We start from the raw sequence: 18411 nt of genomic DNA, 5'->3' as shown, positions 1-18411 counted from the left end.
GAATATGGAGATTCCAAGCTTTAACGCATTAATCCAAAAGAGCATCGTAGACCATTGGGATATGGATGCTCTGACAGACTACAAGGGAGCAACCTTGCAGTACCATGATGTAGCACGCAAAATTGAGAAGCTACACATCATGTTTGAGAACTCTGGTGTAGTAAAGGGCGACAAGATAGCACTTTGCGGTCGAAATAGCGCAAACTGGGCTGTAGCATTCCTTGCTACCCTTACCTATGGTGCCATTGCCGTACCTATCCTGCATGAATTCATGCCAGACCAGATTCACAACATCGTAAACCACAGCGATGCCAAACTGCTCTTCGTGGGTGATGTTGTAGCAACACAGATTGATGCAACGAAGATGCCAGGTCTTGAAGGCATCATCTATATACCGGATTATTCACTTGTCGTTTCACGTACCGACAAGTTGACTTATGCCCGCGAACACCTCAACGAGATGTTCGGTATCAAGTATCCTAAGTACTTCCGCAAAAACCATGTCAACTACTATATGGAACAGAATCCGGATGAGTTGGCTATGATTAACTATACCAGCGGAACTACCGGTTTCTCCAAGGGAGTAATGGTTCCATACCGTGCACTCTGGGGCAATGCAGATTTCGCTGAGGACGTACTGGGTAAGAAGATTAAGCCGGGAGATTCTGTCATCAGTATCCTGCCGATGGCCCACATGTACGGCATGGCGTTTGAGTTTATCTTCGAATTCATCAAGGGCTGCCACATCTTCTATCTCACCCGCATCCCTAGTCCAGCCATCATCGCCGAGGCATTCGGCCGCATCAAGCCAGCTGTCATCATAGCTGTACCTCTGGTTATCGAGAAGATTATCCGCAAGAAGGTATTCCCTAAGATCCAGAACAACCGCATGCGTATGCTGCTCCACATGCCTGTAATCAGCAAGAAGGTGAAGGAGAAGATATGCGACCAGGTATCCAATGCCTTCGGTGGCAACTTCTACGAGGTGATTATCGGTGGTGCAGCCTTTAACCAGGAAGTGGAAAGTTTCCTCCATAGCGTAGGTTTCAAATATACCGTGGGATATGGCGCAACAGAATGTGCCCCTATCATCTGCTACGAGGATTACAAAAACTTCGTACCGGGCTCTTGCGGTAAGGCTGCCCTCCACATGATGGTCCGCATCGACAGTCCTGATCCTGAGAATGTACCAGGCGAAATCCTTGCCAAGGGTCCTAACGTAATGTTGGGTTACTATAAGAATGAGGAAGCTACCAAGCAGACCATCGACGAGAACGGATGGTATCATACAGGCGACCTCGGAACCATGGATGGTGACGGCAACGTCTTCATCAAGGGCCGTAGCAAGAACATGCTGCTCGGCGCAAACGGTCAGAATATCTACCCTGAGGAGATTGAGGATAAGCTCAACTCTTTGGCTCTGGTAGCAGAAAGCGTGGTTGTACAGAAGGGCGACAAGCTCATTGCTCTGGTTCACCCAGACTATGATGAAGCTCAGACCCTGAACCTCGGTACCAAAGAACTGACAGATGTCATGGAGCAGAACCGCCAGGAGCTCAACACCATGATTCCTGCTTACAGCAAAGTATCAGAAATACGTATACATGAAGATGAGTTTGAAAAGACTCCTAAGAAGAGCATCAAGCGATTCCTCTATACGGCAGAATAAAGAAAGAACCTGTATTATGAAATAAAAAAATGGTGTGACTTCGGTTTTGAAGTCACACCATTTTTTATAAGTTATAAATTATAATAAAGTATTCGAGCGGATTCTGGACAGCGTTTCCGGAGTCATCTGCAGATAACTTGCGATATAGGTGAGCGGAGCACGCAGAACCACCTGTGGGTTCATTTCACACAGGCGCTTATATTTATTAGGTGCCGACTCAAATCGCATCAGATCGGCATGAATCTGAGACTGAATCAAACTCTCTTCCAGTATTTTACGATAAAGCATCTGGATATTGACATTACGCATAGCAGCCGCCTCCAGCTTCTTCTTCGGTAGCATATACACCAGAGTAGGCTCCAAAGCTTCCACCTGCAAGCGGGTAGGTTCTTCCTTAAAGAGGCTCTCAATGCACATAAAGATGGTATGATCCACACCTAGATGTTCGGTCACCTCCTTGCCATTCTTAAAGTAAAATTGGCGTACCAATCCCTTCTCGATATACGAGATACCCATGCACTGTTCACCTTCAGGCAAGATCATCTCGCCCTTGCCATACTTGATAGGCTCAAGGATATCTTCCACCACATCGAGCTCATCATGAGTCATCGTACTATATTTACGCGCCAGTTCGCGTGCAATATCACGCTTAGGGGTAATTACTTTAAAGTCTGCCATAATACTTAACCTCCTTTTCCTTTATACATATATTAAATCATTAGTCGAGTTTGAGCACAGCCAGAAAGGCTTTCTGTGGAACTTCTACATTTCCAATCTGCTTCATGCGCTTCTTACCCTTCTTCTGCTTCTCCAGCAACTTGCGCTTACGGCTCACGTCACCACCATAACATTTGGCAGTAACATCCTTGCGCACCTGCTTAACAGTCTCACGTGCCACGATCTTGGCACCGATAGCTGCCTGGATAGCAATATCGAACTGCTGACGAGGTATGAGGTCCTTCAACTTCTCGCACATTCTGCGGCCGAAGCTCACAGAGTTATCGCGGTGAGTCAAAGTACTCAAAGCATCTACAGGCTCTCCATTCAACAGGATATCGAGCTTCACCAGGTCGGAATGACGGAATGAATCGATATGATAGTCGAACGAAGCATATCCCTTGGAGATACTCTTCAGCTTGTCATAGAAGTCGATGACGATTTCTCCCAACGGCAACATGAAGTGGAGCTCAACACGGTTTCCACTCACATATTCCTGGTTGATGAGTTCGCCTCGTTTATCCAGACAGAGTTTCATGATAGGTCCAATATAATTGGTAGCCGTAATGATGGTTGCCCGGATATATGGTTCCTCAATATGATCAATCAGAGTTGGGTCTGGCAATCCGGAAGGATTGTGAACCTCTTTCTCACCGCCCTGCTTGTCGTATACCATATAAGATACGTTAGGTACGGTAGTGATGACATCCATATTAAACTCACGGTCCAGTCTCTCCTGTACGATTTCCATGTGGAGCAAACCGAGGAATCCGCAACGGAAACCGAAGCCCAAAGCCACAGAACTCTCTGGCGAGAAAGTCAATGAAGCATCATTGAGCTGCAGTTTTTCGAGCGATGCTCGCAGATTCTCGTAATCGCTAGGATCGATAGGATAAACACCGGCAAAGACCATAGGTTTCACTTCCTGGAAACCCGCGATCGCCTTGTCGCAAGGACGGGCGATATGAGTAATGGTATCACCCACCTTTACCTCGGTAGCATTCTTGATGCCCGAGATGATATAACCTACCTCACCGGTACCCAATTCCTGGCGTGGAATCATATCCATCTTCAATACACCGATTTCATCTGCATCATATTCCATGCCGGTATTGAAGAACTTCACCTTATCGCCCTTACGGATCACGCCATTCTCTATCTTGAAATAGGCGATGATACCGCGGAAAGAGTTGAATACAGAGTCGAAAATCAAAGCCTGAAGCGGTGCCTTCTCGTCTCCTACCGGAGCAGGAACACGATTAACAACAGCTTCCAGTATATCTTCTACACCCTCACCGGTCTTACCTGAAGCACGGAGAATATCTTCATGCTTACAACCGATCAGGTCTACTATTTCATCTTCTACCTCATCAGGCATAGCTGAAGGCATATCTATCTTATTGATTACCGGAATAATCTCCAGGTCGTGCTCGATAGCCATATAGAGGTTTGAAATGGTCTGTGCCTGAACGCCTTGAGTTGCGTCAACAACCAGCAGTGCTCCCTCGCAAGCAGCGATGGAACGGGAAACTTCGTATGAGAAGTCAACGTGTCCCGGAGTATCAATAAGATTCAGGATATAGGTCTGTCCATCCTTTGCCTTATATTCCATTTGGATAGCATGGCTCTTGATTGTGATGCCACGTTCTCTTTCCAAATCCATATCATCAAGCATCTGTCCTTCAGTAATCTTGATGGTCTGAGTCTTCTCCAGAAGTCGGTCTGCCAAGGTACTTTTACCATGGTCTATATGTGCAATAATGCAGAAATTTCTTATTTTATTTATATTCTCCATATAATTTTCTCTCTTTATAGTGCAAAGATAGTATTTTTTTTCGTATCTTTGCACAAAATATTGAAAATAATAGAGTTTTTTAGATAAAATATAGAAAAATCATGAAGAAAAAGTTGATTTACATCGGTATTTTTGCTTCTTTGCTCGTTTCTTGTACAGAAAGTCTGGAGGACAAAGCGGCTCGTGAAGCCAAGGAATATACTGAAAAGTACTGTCCTACTCCATACGTCAACGACGCCAGGACTGACAGTGCTGCATTTGATAAAACCAAGAAGATGTATACATACTATATCTCTTTGAGAAACAAGGCAGATAACAAGAAGGCGATTGATGCCAACAAGGATAAACTCCATAAGATTCAGAGGGAAGCCCTGGACAACAACCCTGGTCTGAAGAAATATAAGGAAGAGCATTTCACCTTCCGTTTCGTATATCATTCGGCTAAGAACCCGAAGGAGGTGTTGCTGGATGATACCTTCAAGTATTAGAAAAGGCACGGAGTACACGGATTACACGGATTTATAGATACGCTTTATTATATAGTGCCCTAAATCCGTGTAATCCGTGTAATCCGTGCCTAAAACACTCTTAATATCCCATTTCCTGCAAAGCTGTCGCCAACTGGTCTGGACAGCTTGTAGGCTTATTGCCACAAGTGATACCCTTCAGTCGGGCGATGACCTCCTTTGCCTTCATGCCTTTAATCAGAGCACAAACGCCCTTGGTATTGCCATCGCAGCCTCCGATGAACTGGGCATCCTGCACATTTCCATCTTCATCTATACTGATGCAGATGTATTTTGAGCAGGTGCCATGAGTCTGATAAGTTACCTTCTGCAACTTATCCTGTTTGTCTTGCTGCAACATAATGCTTATTCTGCGTCTGCAGGAATTTCTGGCTTCATGTTGGTATATACAGTCTGAACATCGTCAAACTCTTCCAACTTCTCAACCATCTTGTCGATAGTTTCGCGCTCCTCAGGAGTTACATCCTTCAAATCGTTAGGAATGTAAGTGAACTCAGCACCAGTTACCTCGAAACCCTCAGCCTCCAGGTGCTTCTGAATTTCGCCGAAGCTTGTAGGAGCACCGTAGATTGTGATTTCGTTGTTCTCCTCATCCTCATCAAACTCATCTTCTACGCCGTAGTCAATCAGGTCGAGAATCATCTCATCCATATCCAGACCTTCCTTCTTCTTGAATGTGAACACAGCCTTGTGGTCGAAGAGGAAAGACAGAGAACCTGTTGTACCCAAGTTTCCGCTGAACTTGTTGAAGATAGAACGAACGTCAGCAACAGTACGTGTAGTGTTGTCTGTCAGAGTATCAACGAAGACAGCCACTCCGTGAGGGCCATATCCCTCGTATGTTACCTCCTTGTAATCGCTGGTATCCTTGCCACAAGCGTTCTTGATGGCACGAGCGATGTTATCCTTAGGCATGTTCTCACGCTTACAGTTAGCGATGATAGCACGCAAGGTTGGGTTGTTCTCTGGTTCTGGACCGCCTGCCTTCACAGCAATAGCAATCTGCTTACCCAACTTAGTAAATGTCTTGGCCATGTGGCCCCATCTTTTCAGCTTTGTAGCTTTACGATATTCAAATGCTCTTCCCATTGGAATAAAATTTTAAATGTTTATCGTTTGTTTATAATATTATCTTAATTCTGCATTGAGCTTGCCTGTAAGGTTGGCTATGAGCTTCTTCATGATAGCATCTATCTGCTTGTCATTCAGAGTCTTCTCCTCATCCTGCAGGATGAAGTTAACGGCATAACTCTTCTTGCCCTCTGGCAAATGCTCACCCTCGTAAACATCGAAGAGAACAACGCTCTTCAGAAGTTTCTTCTCTGTCTGTTGGGCAATCTGCTCAATCTGAGCGAACTCTACATTCTTGTCTACGAGCAATGCAAGGTCGCGGCTCACTGAAGGATACTTGCTGATGTCGGTGTAAGTAAGGTTCACCTTCTTCACTGCTTTCATCAGGTTATCCCAGTGGATATCAGCATAGAATACATCCTGCTCGATATCGAATGCCTTCTTGAGCTTCAGGCTCAAGATACCGAGCTCTACCAATACCTTGCCGGCACGGGTCTCGTAACTTACGCCCTTAGAGAAGATGTTATTGTCGCTGTGCTTGATAACCACGTTGTTCTGTGGCATACCCACACGGCGGAGAATATTCTCTACCACAGCCTTCAACTCGTAGATACTGCTCTGCTCATCAGCATGAGCCCAACTGCCCTCTACGCGCTTACCTGTGATGAAGAGAGACATGTGAGCCTCCTGAGAGTAAGCCTTGATAGGACTCTCCTCGCTCCATTTCTCCTTATTATATAAATAGGTATTACCTACCTCGAAGAATTTCAGGTTAGCGCTCTTATGGTTGATGTTGCGAACCACGCTCTCCAAACCACCGAACAGCATCGTCTGGCGCATCACACCGAGATCAGCACTCAATGGGTTCATCACCTTCACGGTTGTCTCGTTAGGATACTTGTTGAGGTCGAAGTCGGTATAGTAGCTAGCCTTGCTCAGAGAGTTGTTGAGAATCTCCATGAAGCCCTCTCCTACCAGCTGCTCAGCCACGAGGTTCTGGCTGTGATAAGCCTTGTCTGCCTCGCCCTGAACTGTCAGGGAGCTCTTCAACTGGGTTGGAATCTCCACATTATTATATCCGTAGATACGGAGAATATCCTCTACCACGTCGCAAGGACGCTGAACGTCTACGCGATAAGCAGGAACCAGGAGGTCGATGCCCTCAGCATCCTCCTTCACGATCTTCATCTCGAGAGATGTGGCAATGTTCTTGATGGTCTCAGCACCAATCTCCTTACCGATGAGGCGATGCGCATACTCATAGTTCAGGCGAACAGGGAAATCCTGCATTGGCTCTGGATATACATCCTTGATCTGCATGGAAACCTTACCGCCAGCCAACTGCTTGCAGAGGATGGCTGCCTGCTTCAAAGCATAAATCTGTCCGTTCGGATCTACACCACGCTCAAAACGGTAGCTGGCATCTGTACTCAAACCATGACGGCGAGCGCTCTTGCGGATCCATGTTGGATGGAAGTAAGCACTCTCCAAGACTACATCCTTGGTTGTCTCGTAAGTACCAGAACCCTTACCGCCGAAGATACCGGCGATACACATAGGCTCCTCAGCATTGCAGATGCTCAGGTCGTGCTCACCCAAGGTATGCTCCTCGCCATCGAGAGTAACAAACTTAGTGCCCTCTGGCTGGGTACGAACTACAATCTTATGACCGGTAACCATGTCTGCATCGAAGCAGTGCAATGGCTGGCCGTATGCCATCATGATGTAGTTGGTGATGTCCACGATATTGTTGATTGGACGCAAGCCGATGATGTTCAGCTTATCCTGCAACCACTTAGGACTTTCCTTCACCTCACAACCGGTGATGCTTACACAGGCATAACGCTTGCAAGCCTCAGTATTCTGAATTTCGACATCGATAGGAAGATTTTCGTTATCTACAACAAACTCATCGCAAGATGGGCGATGCAAACTTGTCTTGTAACCATTCTGCTTCAACCAGGCATACAGGTCGCGGGCTACACCCCAATGGCCGAGAGCATCAGCACGGTTGGCAGTGATATCAATCTCAATGAGCCAGTCGCTCTCCAGGTGATAATACTCAGCAGCAGGCTGACCTACCGGAGCATCTTCCGGGAGTACGATGATGCCATCGTGAGAGGTACCTACACCAATCTCATCCTCAGCACAAATCATACCCAAACTCTCTACCCCGCGGAGCTTACTCTTCTTAATGGTAAAACTCTGGTCGCCGTCGTAGAGCACGCAGCCCAAATCTGCAACGATAACCTTCTGACCTGCAGCAACATTAGGAGCACCACAGACAATCTGCTGAGGTTCGCCCTTACCCAAGTCAACGGTTGTAACATGGAGGTGATCACTATTAGGATGCTCCTCGCATGTCAATACTTTACCAACATAGAGACCTTTCAGTCCGCCCTTGACAGACTGAACTTCTTCCAAAGCGTCAACTTCGAGTCCGCAAGAGGTCAACGCGTCCGCAGTCTCCTGTGGTGTCAAATCGAAATCGACGTATTCTTTAAGCCATTTGTATGAAACGTTCATTATAATGATTTTTTATTTTATTTCTATTTTGAAAAACCCGAAGAAACATCATTCGGGCTATGCATGTTCTAAAACTCTGCAAAAATACAAAAAAAAATGCATATAAACAAATAACATTCGCCATTTTTGCACTATTTAAAATAAATACATGCAAAAATGGCGAATGCCTTGTTTTTTATTCGAAAACTTCGTCGATACTGCCAGCTCCTACTTCCTCAAAGTCATCCTGTTCGGCTGCCTTGCGGGAACAAGGATTGTAGTCTTCCGGCAAATCGAACTTGATAGCAGGACTGATGCCCAGCGACGGGTCGGCATAAACCTTCTTCATGAATATCGCCCAGATAGGCAAAGCCATGGTAGCGCCCTGGCCCATACTCATGGAATCGAAGTGGATATCACGCTCCTCACCACCTACCCAGCAGCCACTTACGAGTTGTGGAGTAAAGCCGATAAACCAACCGTCGCTGTTGTTATTGGTAGTACCGGTCTTGGCGCCAATCTGTCCTTCCAGGTTATAACGGTAGCGCAGTCTTCCTGCCGTACCATTATCCACAACGCCCATCAGCATGGTGAGCATCTTCATGGCATTATCGGCACTGATTACCTCGTTCATACGTGGCTGGAAGGTAGCAATCGTATTACCTTCATTATCCTCGATACGGCTCACAAACATTGGAGCAGTACGGATGCCGTGGTTGGCAAATACGGTATAGGCACTCACCATCTCGCTGACACTTACCTCACATGGTCCCAGACAGAGACTCATGGATGCATGGATGTCAGGACTGTTGATGCCGAAGTCGCGCAAAATCTGGACAAACTGCTGCGGATTGAGTTTACTCATCAGATAAGCACTCACCCAGTTGCTACTCTGTGCCAAACCCCAACTCAGCGGAACCATCTGTCCGGCACGTGAATGGTTGGCGTTACGAGGCGTCCACGGACGACCAGCCACCATATAGGTCTGCTGACGGTTAGGCGCCAGATCGCAAGGCTGGAAGCCGTTAGACATCGCCAGACTGTAAAGGAATGGCTTGATGGTAGAACCCACCTGCCGGCGTCCCAGACTCACCATATCATACATAAAATGAGTATAATCCAATCCACCCACATACGCCTTCACAGCACCCGTCTTAGGATCCATGCTCATAAAACCGCTACGCAGAAAACTCTTGTAATAACGGATAGAATCAAGCGGACTCATCAGCGTATCAATATCACCATGATAGGTAAATACGGTCATTTCCTGCTTCTTGCGGAATGCCGCCTTAATTTCATCCTCAGAATATCCCGCAGCCTTCATCGTACGGTAACGCTCACTCTGGGTGATACTGCGGTTCAGTATACTCTTAATCTGTTTCGGTGTCAGCTTGTCGCTGTATGGTGAGCTTGGTTTGCGGGCTATCTCTGCACTGAAGCGAGGCTGCAGATAGCGGGCTACATGCTGATACATAGCCTCTTCCGCATACTGCTGTATACGGCTATCGATAGTTGTAAACACCTTCAGTCCATCACTGTATACATTATATGGCGAACCATCCTTCTTATAGTTCTTGTTACACCATCCATAGAGCGGATCATTCTCCCACTGGATAGAATCCACCGCAAACTGGGCACGGTTCCAGGATGGATAATCACTACGATCCGGACGCTTAGCCATCATATACTGGCGAAGGAACTCACGCAGATAAGTAGCCGAACCATCCTTATGGTCGGTACGGTGGAAATTGAGTGTCAGCGGCTCAGCAGCATACTGGCTATACTCGCTCCGGCTCAGATATCCCGCCTTCACCATCTGCGAAAGAACCACATTTCTGCGCTCCCTCGCTCTCTCCGGATAGCGAACCGGATTGAAGAGCGACGGATTCTTGCACAGTCCGATGAGCGTTGCCGACTCACAGAGGGTCAGATTCTTCGGTTCCTTATTAAAATAGGTATTGGCCGCCGTCTTGATTCCTACAGCATTGTGCAGGAAATCGAAGTAATTGAGATAGAGAGCCAGAATCTCCTCTTTGGTATAATAGCGTTCCAGCTTCACCGCAATCACCCACTCTATCGGCTTCTGCAACAATCGTTCCATCGTACTGCCTGCCTTCTCAGAATAGAGCTGCTTGGCGAGCTGCTGCGTGATGGTACTTCCACCACCCGCATTAGTCTGCCCCAGGATACCACGCTTGACGATGGCACGTCCCAGTGCACGGAAGTCGATACCTGAATGCTCATAGAATCGCTCATCCTCAGTAGCCACCAGTGCCTTTATTAAATAAGGTGACATTTTCTTGTAAGGAATTACGATACGGTTCTCCTTGTTCAGGTTCCACGTACCAAGCACCTTGCCATCGGCAGAGTAAACCTGAGTGGCAAATCTGTTGATAGGATTCTGCAGATCCTCGATGTCGGGCATGTAGCCAATCTTTCCAAACCAGATGGCAACAAAGGCAAGAATTACCGTGAGTATTCCGGTGCCAAAAACAGCCCATAAAATATGTATAAATCGCTTTCTCATCACTATTTCTTTAAATATTTGTGCAAAATTACATAAAAGTTTTGACTTATCGCACATAAATCAGATTTTTTATGTAACTTTGGGGGCGATTTTAGAACATTCAATCATATTTCAAATGGAAAAACATAATTTTGTGACCATTGCAGACCTTTCCAAGGAGAAAATCATGTACCTCCTGGAAATGGCGCAAGAGTTCGAAAAGCACCCGAACAGGGAGTTGTTGAAGGGAAAGGTCGTAGCGACCCTTTTCTTCGAGCCATCTACTCGTACCCAACTCAGTTTCCAAACCGCTGCCAACCGCCTTGGTGCCCGTGTCATTGGTTTCTCTGATGCCAAGACATCCAGTACCACCAAGGGCGAGACCCTCAAGGATACCATCCTGATGGTAAGCAACTATGCCGATGTAATCGCCATGCGCCATTTCATCGAGGGAGCAGCCCAGTATGCCAGTGAGGTAGCACCAGTGCCTATCGTAAATGCAGGCGACGGCGCTCACATGCATCCTTCACAGTGCCTGCTCGACCTCTACTCTATCTACAAGACCCAGGGTACCCTGGAGAACTTGAACATCTATCTTGTGGGTGACCTCAAATATGGCCGCACCGTTCACTCACTTATCACAGCTATGCGCCACTTCAATCCTACTTTCCATTTCATCGCACCTAAGGAACTCGCCATGCCAGAAGAGTATAAACTCTACTGCAAGGAGCACAACATCAAATATGTTGAGCACGAGGACTTTAACGAAGATGTGATTGCAGGTGCCGACATCCTCTACATGACCCGTGTACAGAAGGAGCGTTTCAGCGACCTGATGGAGTATGAGCGCGTAAAGAACGTGTATATTCTGAAGCGCGACATGCTCTGCAAGGCGAAGGAAAACATGAAGATCATGCATCCGCTGCCACGCGTCAACGAGATTGCTTACGATGTAGACGATGATCCACATGCATACTATATCCAGCAGGCTCAGAACGGCCTCTATGCGCGTGAGGCTATCTTCTGCCACTGCCTCGGCATCTCGCTCGATGATGTGAAGAACGATAAGACCATTATTGAGTAGTTTATAGTTAATAGTTTATAGTTAATAGACAGATGGGAAACAATAAAAGTCAATTAGTGGTTGCGGCTATCGAGAACGGTACCGTAATCGACCATATACCAGCCGAAAAGACCTATCAGGTAGTAAATCTGCTCCAGTTGGAGAAGATGGAGACTCCTGTTACTATCGGCTACAACCTGCCAAGCAAGAAGATTGGCAAGAAGGGCATCATCAAGGTTGCCAACAAGTATTTTACCGATGAGGAAATCAACCGACTCTCTGTCGTTGCACCTAACATCGGACTGAGTATCATCAAAGACTACGAAATCGTAGAGAAGAAGACCGTCAAGACTCCTGATACATTGAAGGGCATCGTAAAGTGCAACAACCCTAAGTGTATCACCAACAACGAGCCTATGCAGACCCTCTTCCATACCGTAGACAAGATGCTCGGTATCGTACGTTGCCACTACTGCGACAAAGAGCAGCAATTGGGCAAAGTAGAGCTCTGCAAGTAATAAAAACAGGTAGTTTATAACAAAAAGTAAGCAATATCACTCAAAATGTTACGATTTATTTGGTAGTTTGAGAGATATTGCTTATTTTTGCACCCGATTTCATTAAACATCAACCATAAAAAGTAAAGGGAAATGGTAAAAGATCAAGAGATTTTCGACTTAATCGAAAGAGAACATCAGCGCCAGCTGAAGGGTATGGAGCTTATCGCTTCTGAGAATTTCGTGAGTGACGAGGTGATGAACGCTATGGGTTCTTACCTTACTAACAAGTATGCAGAGGGTCTGCCAGGCAAGCGTTATTATGGCGGATGCCAGGTAGTTGACATCGTAGAGAACCTCGCCATCGAGCGTGTAAAGAAGGTGTTCGGTGCTGAGTATGCCAACGTACAGCCTCACTCTGGTGCACAGGCTAACGCTGCTGTTCTGCTTGCCGTATTGAAGCCAGGTGATACTTTCATGGGCTTGAACCTCGACCACGGCGGCCACCTCTCTCATGGTAGCCACGTCAATACATCCGGTATTCTTTACAACCCTATCGGTTACAACCTGAACAAGGAAACAGGCCGTGTAGACTACGACGAGATGGAGAAACTGGCTCTTGAGCACAAACCAAAACTGATTATCGGTGGTGGTAGCGCTTACAGCCGCGAGTGGGATTATGCCCGCATGCGCAAGATTGCCGATGAGGTAGGCGCTCTCCTCATGATTGATATGGCTCACCCTGCAGGTCTGATTGCAGCCGGTCTGCTCGACAACCCGTTGAAGTATGCGCACATCGTTACTTCTACTACTCACAAGACCCTGCGTGGTCCTCGTGGCGGTATCATTCTGATGGGCAAAGATTTTGACAACCCATGGGGTTTGACTACCAAGAAGGGCGAGGTTAAGAAGATGAGCATGCTCTTGAATTCTGCCGTATTCCCAGGTCAGCAGGGTGGTCCGCTGGAGCACGTTATCGCTGCCAAGGCAGTAGCCTTCAACGAGAATCTGCAGCCTTCATGGAAGGAGTATGCAGTTCAGGTAAAGAAGAATGCTGCCGTACTCGCAGATGACCTCATCGGTCGCGGATTCGGTATTGTGAGCGGTGGTACAGATAACCACTCTATGCTCGTAGACCTCCGAAGTAAATATCCAGACCTTACAGGTAAAGTAGCTGAGAATGCGCTGGTTGCAGCCGACATCACTGTCAACAAGAACATGGTTCCATTCGACAGCCGTTCTGCCTTTCAGACATCAGGTATCCGCCTGGGTACAGCAGCCATGACCACACGTGGCGCCAAGGAAGATATGATGCACCTCATTGCCGAACTCATCGAGGAGGTTCTGAATGCTCCTGAGGACGAGAAGGTCATTGCCCGCGTTCGCGAAAAGGTGAATGCTACAATGAAGGATTACCCTCTCTTCGCATACTAATCGTTACGGATAAATATAATTACAAACTGCGGGCCTTCCGTCCGCAGTTTTTTGTTTCATTTAATAAATAATAAAGAAAAGAAAAAAAATATGAAAAAGATGAAAAGCCTACTGCTCATGGCACTTGCGTTGCTCCCTGCGAGCAAAACTTTAGCACAGACCAACGCCCAAGTTTTCTACGACTTCGGCAGTGACCGCAAGTTTGTTACCCTCACACTCGAAATGTTCAAGCAGGACAAATGGGGTAACACCTATTTCTTTGTAGACCACGACTTCAATTACGACAAAATGGACACCAGCAGTCCAAACGTGGCACAGGGTGGAACCTATACTGAGATTTCACGTGCATTGAACTTCTGGCAGAACAGCCCGATGAAGAACTGGAGCCTCCACGTTGAGTATAATGGCGGTATCACCAAGAACTACCCTATCAACAATGCCTGGCTCTTCGGTGTGGAGTATTTCATGCACGACAAGAGTTTCAAGAACACCTTGACACTCCAGGCACTCTACAAGACTATCCGCAAGACCGACCAGAACGTACCGATGCAGTTGACTGCTGTTTGGGGATGCAAAGACATCTTTGGATTAAAAGGATTGAACTTTAGCGGTTTCGCAGATTTCTGGTGGGAGGACCACAGTTCTTTCCTGGATAAGGATGGCGACCCGAAGCTCGACAAGGATGGCAACATCGACTACAAAGCTGAGCACACCGTCTTCACTACTGAGCCACAGCTTTGGTATAATATAGGCCAGCACTTCGGCTGCGAGAACCTGAGCGTAGGTAGCGAGGTAGAAATCAGCCACAACTTCGGCAGCAATGCCGGCTGGATGGTTCGCCCTTGCCTCGGTGTAAAGTGGGACTTCTAATTACGAATTTTCTTAGCTGCGGAAAATTTTCAAAAATTCATTTTAAAAATTTTCCGCACTAATTCTTAACCACTTTATTTTCTGTTTTCCAACAACTTACGTTACTTTCTTACCGTCAATCCGCCATCAGAAATTCCTCCAATTCCACCTTTTTCCTTACTATACTGACGGGTTACACCGCTCAAGTTAACTCCGCCTACACCCCCGGATGTAGCCTTTACACTTTGGCAATCAACCTTGGCATTCACGCTGCCCACGCCGTCGTTCTTGATAATCAGACTGCCGCCCTTAAACATTCCTAGATTAACAGAGCCTACGCCCTCATTATCCAGTTTCACACTTCCCATCTCAATCTTAGAGATTTTCAACGAGCCTACGCCTTCGTTATCAATGTTCATATCATCTCCAGCCACATCATCGATATTTACCGAGCCAACACCCTCGTTGGTTATCTCCAGTTTGTTGGCAAGAATCTTCCCAATCTTGACAGAGCCTACACCCTCGTTATCGATTTCCAGGCGGTCGCTATTGATGCTCTTGGCATAGAATGAGCCCACGCCTTCCTGTGCAATCTTCACCAGGTCGGGGCTGGTGATATAAATCTTGAGTCTATTCTTTTCAGAGTTACACGCGGCAGGCACTTTGAGTTTCCCGTTGAGTCCGATCTTCACCTCGCCGTCACGATAAACCACCTTGAGTTTCTCCTTGAGCTTCTGTACGAACTCAGCATCCTTGATGGCAGAGTAATCCAATCGAACGCTGCATTCATCGCCATTGTTCTGGGTATAATAAACGTTGGCAATCACATCCACATCGATCGCCTTGAAAGGCTTCTCGGTCAAATCATCCTGCGTAAAGTTGAGACTTCCCTTCATTTCACTGGCAGAAGATCCCATACTGCAAGAACTCAAGCCCATTGGGGCAAAGAATAAAGCGGCAGCCACCGCCCAAATACCAAATTTCTTCATACTCATATCTAATTTTATGTTTCTAAATACGTGATATACCGAATACCTATTCTGTTTCGGAAATCTGATGGTTAGACGTAAGAAGATGCAGAAAGGTTGCAGGAAAACCCAAAAAGATTGCAAAAAGAGCCTCAATTGCCTTGCTTATTATGCAAGTTTTATAAAAAAACAAGATTTTCTTGCACGTTTCAGAAAATAATCGTATATTTGCGCCATATTTTAAATATGAGAATTATGATTTCAGAAAAAGAATTAAATAGCTATCGGCTGACAAGCATGGAAGAGCCAACAGATGAAATGCTGGCTCAGATTATGCATGAGGCAGCCGAAATATACAACAGAGAAAACGAAGAAGCTTACAGAAGTTATTTTGCCAATATGCAAAAACAGGCTAAAGAACAACGACAAAAATTCAATTTGAACTAATGGAGGCAAAAATACACAAACCCGTTTTAATTGTCATTGCAGGACCTAATGGTTCTGGGAAGACAACAATAACCAGTCGTGTATTACACCACGAATGGCTAGAAGATTCTATTTATATCAACCCAGACAATATTGCACAAAATATGTTTGGCGATTGGAACAATCAAGATGCAGTATTAAAAGCAGCCCAATACTGCCAGGCTCAAAGAGAAGAATGCCTCAACAATAAACATAGTATGATTTTCGAAACAGTAATGTCCACTGCCGAGAAAATTGACTTTATCAAAAGAGCTAAAGAAGCTGGATTTTTTATTCGTCTCTTTTTTGTAGGAACTTCCTCGCCAACAATAAATGCTTCAAGAATTGCTACTAGAGTAATGAAAGGTGGACACGATGTACCGATTACAAAGATTATTTCAAGATATGCCAAATCCATCATCAATTGCGAAATAGCATCCCAATACGCCGACCGCACATACGTATATGACAACTCAAAAGACGGTGTAGAAGCTCAACTTCTTTTCAGAATGACAGAAGGTAAAATATTTAAGGAATACGTGAAGGAGATTCCGGAATGGGCTATAGGCATTGCCAACAAAGAAGAATAGCCTTGAAAGGTTTCTCGCTCAAATCATCCTGCATAAAGTTGAGATTTCCCTTCATTTCACTGGCAGAAGACACATAAAGGTTGCAGGGAAAGAGAAAAAAATACAAAAAAGTGAAGCAGGAAGCTGTTCTCACAGGAACAGCCTCCTGTTCTTACAGAAACAGCCTTCGTTAGTCACTGAAACAGTATTCGTTACTCACTGAAACAGTATTGTTTTCCTGGTTTACTGAACGACCGTAGAGAGTGACAATTTCTTTAACTTCCCTTAACTTTCTCACATGCGAAAGTTCAACCAAATATGCGAAACTTCAAATTTTCTGCGTTAATATTTGTTTAAAAATCAGTCCTTTTTCAGTATCGTTAACTTCTTTTATCTGATAATTGTTTAACACAACATAAGACGGGATTGCCTGCCCCACTCGCTTTTCAAAGATTTCAGCGGTAAGAAAAGAGAAAAAATGGGACCCTAAAAAAATGGCACCTCTTTCGGAACCAAAAATAAACGCTTAAAATATGTAAAATCATACCGTATTCTTAAAATATGTTTATAAAAAGCGAAAAACACCCTTCACCACCCTTCACCCGTAACTATTTGACACATAAAACGTTAAATAAAAAGGTGAAGGGTGAAGGTTTGAAAACTCTTTTTTATATATACGCGCGGCAAGGGAAAAAATCTGTTTTTTCATTTTTCTGACTTTCTGGATTTTCCAAAAATCCTAAAAAAAGAATATAATATAAGATTTAAAATATACCCTTCACCCTTCACCTCGACACCACAACACATATCCATCATCGTATTCCCAACATTTGTTTTCCTGGTTTATTCTTCGGAGATATTCTGCTATCTTTCGGAGATATTTTCGTATTCTTCGGAGATATTCTGCTATCTTTCGGAGTAATTTTCGTGTTATTGATTTCAGAAATAGTTATCATTTGACAAGTGGAAGAGCCAATTCGTTACCGCCCACACCAAGCCAACCTCGTGACCATCAGAGCGAAAAGCAACGGATTAACTTTATTTAACGGCAAAAATCAACTGATTATGAAAAAATTACATTAAATTTGCAGCGTTTAACAGCTCCACTTGTAAGTGTACGCAAGATGATGATAGTCAAACTACCAAAACGATAGTCAAACTACCAAAAAAACACGAGCTGAAGGACAAGAATATAAGTAAGTGATATTAAAAAACTGAAAGTACAATTTAAACTTAAATAGATATGAAAGTATTCAATTCTAAACTTGCTGCCATCGGTTTGGCGGCATTCGTATTCGCATCATGTAGTGATAGCAATAGCGATGGTACAACAAATGTGCCTATCGCCAGCATGAATTCCAAGATTATAGGAAGCGACTTGGTGCAAAACACGAATGCCCAGGAATTGGCAAGCCGTGTTTTTAATTACAAGAGCAAAATTGCAACTAAGTCAAGAACTATTGACGAAACTAACAAGTCATATTTCTCAAATATCATCAGCATGCCAGAGGCTCCAGCTTCTATTCCTGCTGATGCCAAGAATCTGAAAGACTATCCTACTTGGTCATTGACTCCTGGAACTTATTATGTGGCAGCAGGCGAAACTGTAGAATGCAACCAACCATTCTCTGGCGTAACACTCTATGTAGCAGGAACATTCATCCAGAACGGAATGAATGCCGACGATAAAACCAAGATATATATCTTGAAAGGTGGAAAATGGAAAACAAACGCCCAAGAATTAGTAAATGGCAATGCTACTGTTTACAATTATGA

General features: G+C 45.2%; 16 protein-coding genes. 9 read left to right on the top strand and 7 right to left on the bottom strand.

The window, feature by feature from the left end; genetic code table 11:
* Positions 1–4 precede the first annotated feature (4 nt).
* Positions 5–1669, top strand: coding sequence for an AMP-binding protein (locus ONT08_RS15590; RefSeq protein ID WP_264960408.1), 1665 nt, complete (start codon positions 5–7; stop codon positions 1667–1669).
* A 78-nt stretch (positions 1670–1747) separates the two neighbouring features.
* On the opposite strand, the gene ONT08_RS15585 is transcribed toward ONT08_RS15590, so the two are convergent.
* Both ONT08_RS15585 and lepA read right to left on the bottom strand, forming a co-directional pair.
* Entirely contained in the window at positions 1748–2347 is a 600-nt protein-coding gene (locus ONT08_RS15585; protein WP_118201281.1) for a Crp/Fnr family transcriptional regulator, read from the bottom strand.
* Positions 2348–2387: 40 nt separating this feature from the next.
* Positions 2388–4181 carry a translation elongation factor 4 gene (gene lepA, locus ONT08_RS15580; RefSeq protein WP_118062882.1) on the bottom strand — a complete coding sequence of 598 codons (1794 nt, stop codon included), beginning with the start codon at positions 4179–4181 and terminating at the stop codon, positions 2388–2390.
* A gap of 101 nt (positions 4182–4282) precedes the next feature.
* Here lepA and ONT08_RS15575 point away from each other — a divergent pair, with 101 nt between their 5' ends.
* Positions 4283–4669 carry a hypothetical protein gene (locus ONT08_RS15575; RefSeq protein WP_118201279.1) on the top strand — a complete coding sequence of 129 codons (387 nt, stop codon included), beginning with the start codon at positions 4283–4285 and terminating at the stop codon, positions 4667–4669.
* Between the two features lie 100 nt (positions 4670–4769).
* Here ONT08_RS15575 and ONT08_RS15570 read toward each other — a convergent pair whose 3' ends face one another.
* The 4 genes from ONT08_RS15570 to ONT08_RS15555 form a co-directional block, all read right to left on the bottom strand.
* Positions 4770–5048: a TIGR03905 family TSCPD domain-containing protein gene (locus tag ONT08_RS15570; RefSeq protein WP_006846971.1), complete on the bottom strand. Its 279-nt coding sequence runs from the start codon at positions 5046–5048 to the stop codon at positions 4770–4772.
* A 5-nt stretch (positions 5049–5053) separates the two neighbouring features.
* Positions 5054–5797 carry a YebC/PmpR family DNA-binding transcriptional regulator gene (locus ONT08_RS15565; protein ID WP_117587314.1) on the bottom strand — a complete coding sequence of 248 codons (744 nt, stop codon included), beginning with the start codon at positions 5795–5797 and terminating at the stop codon, positions 5054–5056.
* Between the two features lie 39 nt (positions 5798–5836).
* Positions 5837–8305 carry a phenylalanine--tRNA ligase subunit beta gene (pheT, locus tag ONT08_RS15560; protein ID WP_264960407.1) on the bottom strand — a complete coding sequence of 823 codons (2469 nt, stop codon included), beginning with the start codon at positions 8303–8305 and terminating at the stop codon, positions 5837–5839.
* A 175-nt stretch (positions 8306–8480) separates the two neighbouring features.
* The gene (locus tag ONT08_RS15555; RefSeq protein ID WP_264960406.1) at positions 8481–10811 is read right to left on the bottom strand and encodes a penicillin-binding protein 1A; all 2331 of its coding nucleotides are present in this window, start codon (positions 10809–10811) and stop codon (positions 8481–8483) included.
* A 115-nt stretch (positions 10812–10926) separates the two neighbouring features.
* On the opposite strand from ONT08_RS15555, the gene pyrB reads away from it, so the two are divergent.
* The 4 genes from pyrB to ONT08_RS15535 all read left to right on the top strand — a co-directional run bounded on the left by pyrB (position 10927) and on the right by ONT08_RS15535 (position 14654).
* Positions 10927–11874 carry an aspartate carbamoyltransferase gene (gene pyrB / locus ONT08_RS15550; protein WP_006846975.1) on the top strand — a complete coding sequence of 316 codons (948 nt, stop codon included), beginning with the start codon at positions 10927–10929 and terminating at the stop codon, positions 11872–11874.
* A 32-nt stretch (positions 11875–11906) separates the two neighbouring features.
* A complete protein-coding gene (pyrI, locus tag ONT08_RS15545) occupies positions 11907–12371 on the top strand; it encodes an aspartate carbamoyltransferase regulatory subunit (RefSeq protein WP_118253472.1) in 465 nt (154 codons plus the stop codon).
* Between the two features lie 132 nt (positions 12372–12503).
* Entirely contained in the window at positions 12504–13784 is a 1281-nt protein-coding gene (glyA, locus tag ONT08_RS15540) for a serine hydroxymethyltransferase (protein ID WP_264960405.1), read from the top strand.
* 90 nt (positions 13785–13874) lie between these two features.
* On the top strand, positions 13875–14654 hold the full coding sequence (locus ONT08_RS15535) for a DUF5020 family protein (protein ID WP_259326643.1): 780 nt from the start codon (positions 13875–13877) through the stop codon (positions 14652–14654).
* A 101-nt stretch (positions 14655–14755) separates the two neighbouring features.
* On the opposite strand, the gene ONT08_RS15530 is transcribed toward ONT08_RS15535, so the two are convergent.
* Positions 14756–15622: a DUF2807 domain-containing protein gene (locus ONT08_RS15530; RefSeq protein ID WP_264960404.1), complete on the bottom strand. Its 867-nt coding sequence runs from the start codon at positions 15620–15622 to the stop codon at positions 14756–14758.
* A 225-nt stretch (positions 15623–15847) separates the two neighbouring features.
* On the opposite strand from ONT08_RS15530, the gene ONT08_RS15525 reads away from it, so the two are divergent.
* The 3 genes from ONT08_RS15525 to ONT08_RS15515 form a co-directional block, all read left to right on the top strand.
* Positions 15848–16048, top strand: coding sequence for a hypothetical protein (locus ONT08_RS15525; protein WP_264960403.1), 201 nt, complete (start codon positions 15848–15850; stop codon positions 16046–16048).
* Entirely contained in the window at positions 16048–16656 is a 609-nt protein-coding gene (locus tag ONT08_RS15520) for a zeta toxin family protein (protein WP_118201272.1), read from the top strand. Before ONT08_RS15525 ends, ONT08_RS15520 begins: the two co-directional genes overlap by 1 nt.
* A gap of 1222 nt (positions 16657–17878) precedes the next feature.
* Positions 17879–18411 (top strand): hypothetical protein (locus ONT08_RS15515; protein ID WP_264960402.1); only part of this gene is annotated, 533 nt, incomplete at its 3' end.

The sequence above is a fragment of the Segatella copri genome (assembly GCF_026015465.1).
Taxonomy (GTDB): Bacteria; Bacteroidota; Bacteroidia; order Bacteroidales; family Bacteroidaceae; genus Prevotella; species Prevotella copri_E.
This window is presented reverse-complemented; position numbering and strand designations above follow the sequence as displayed.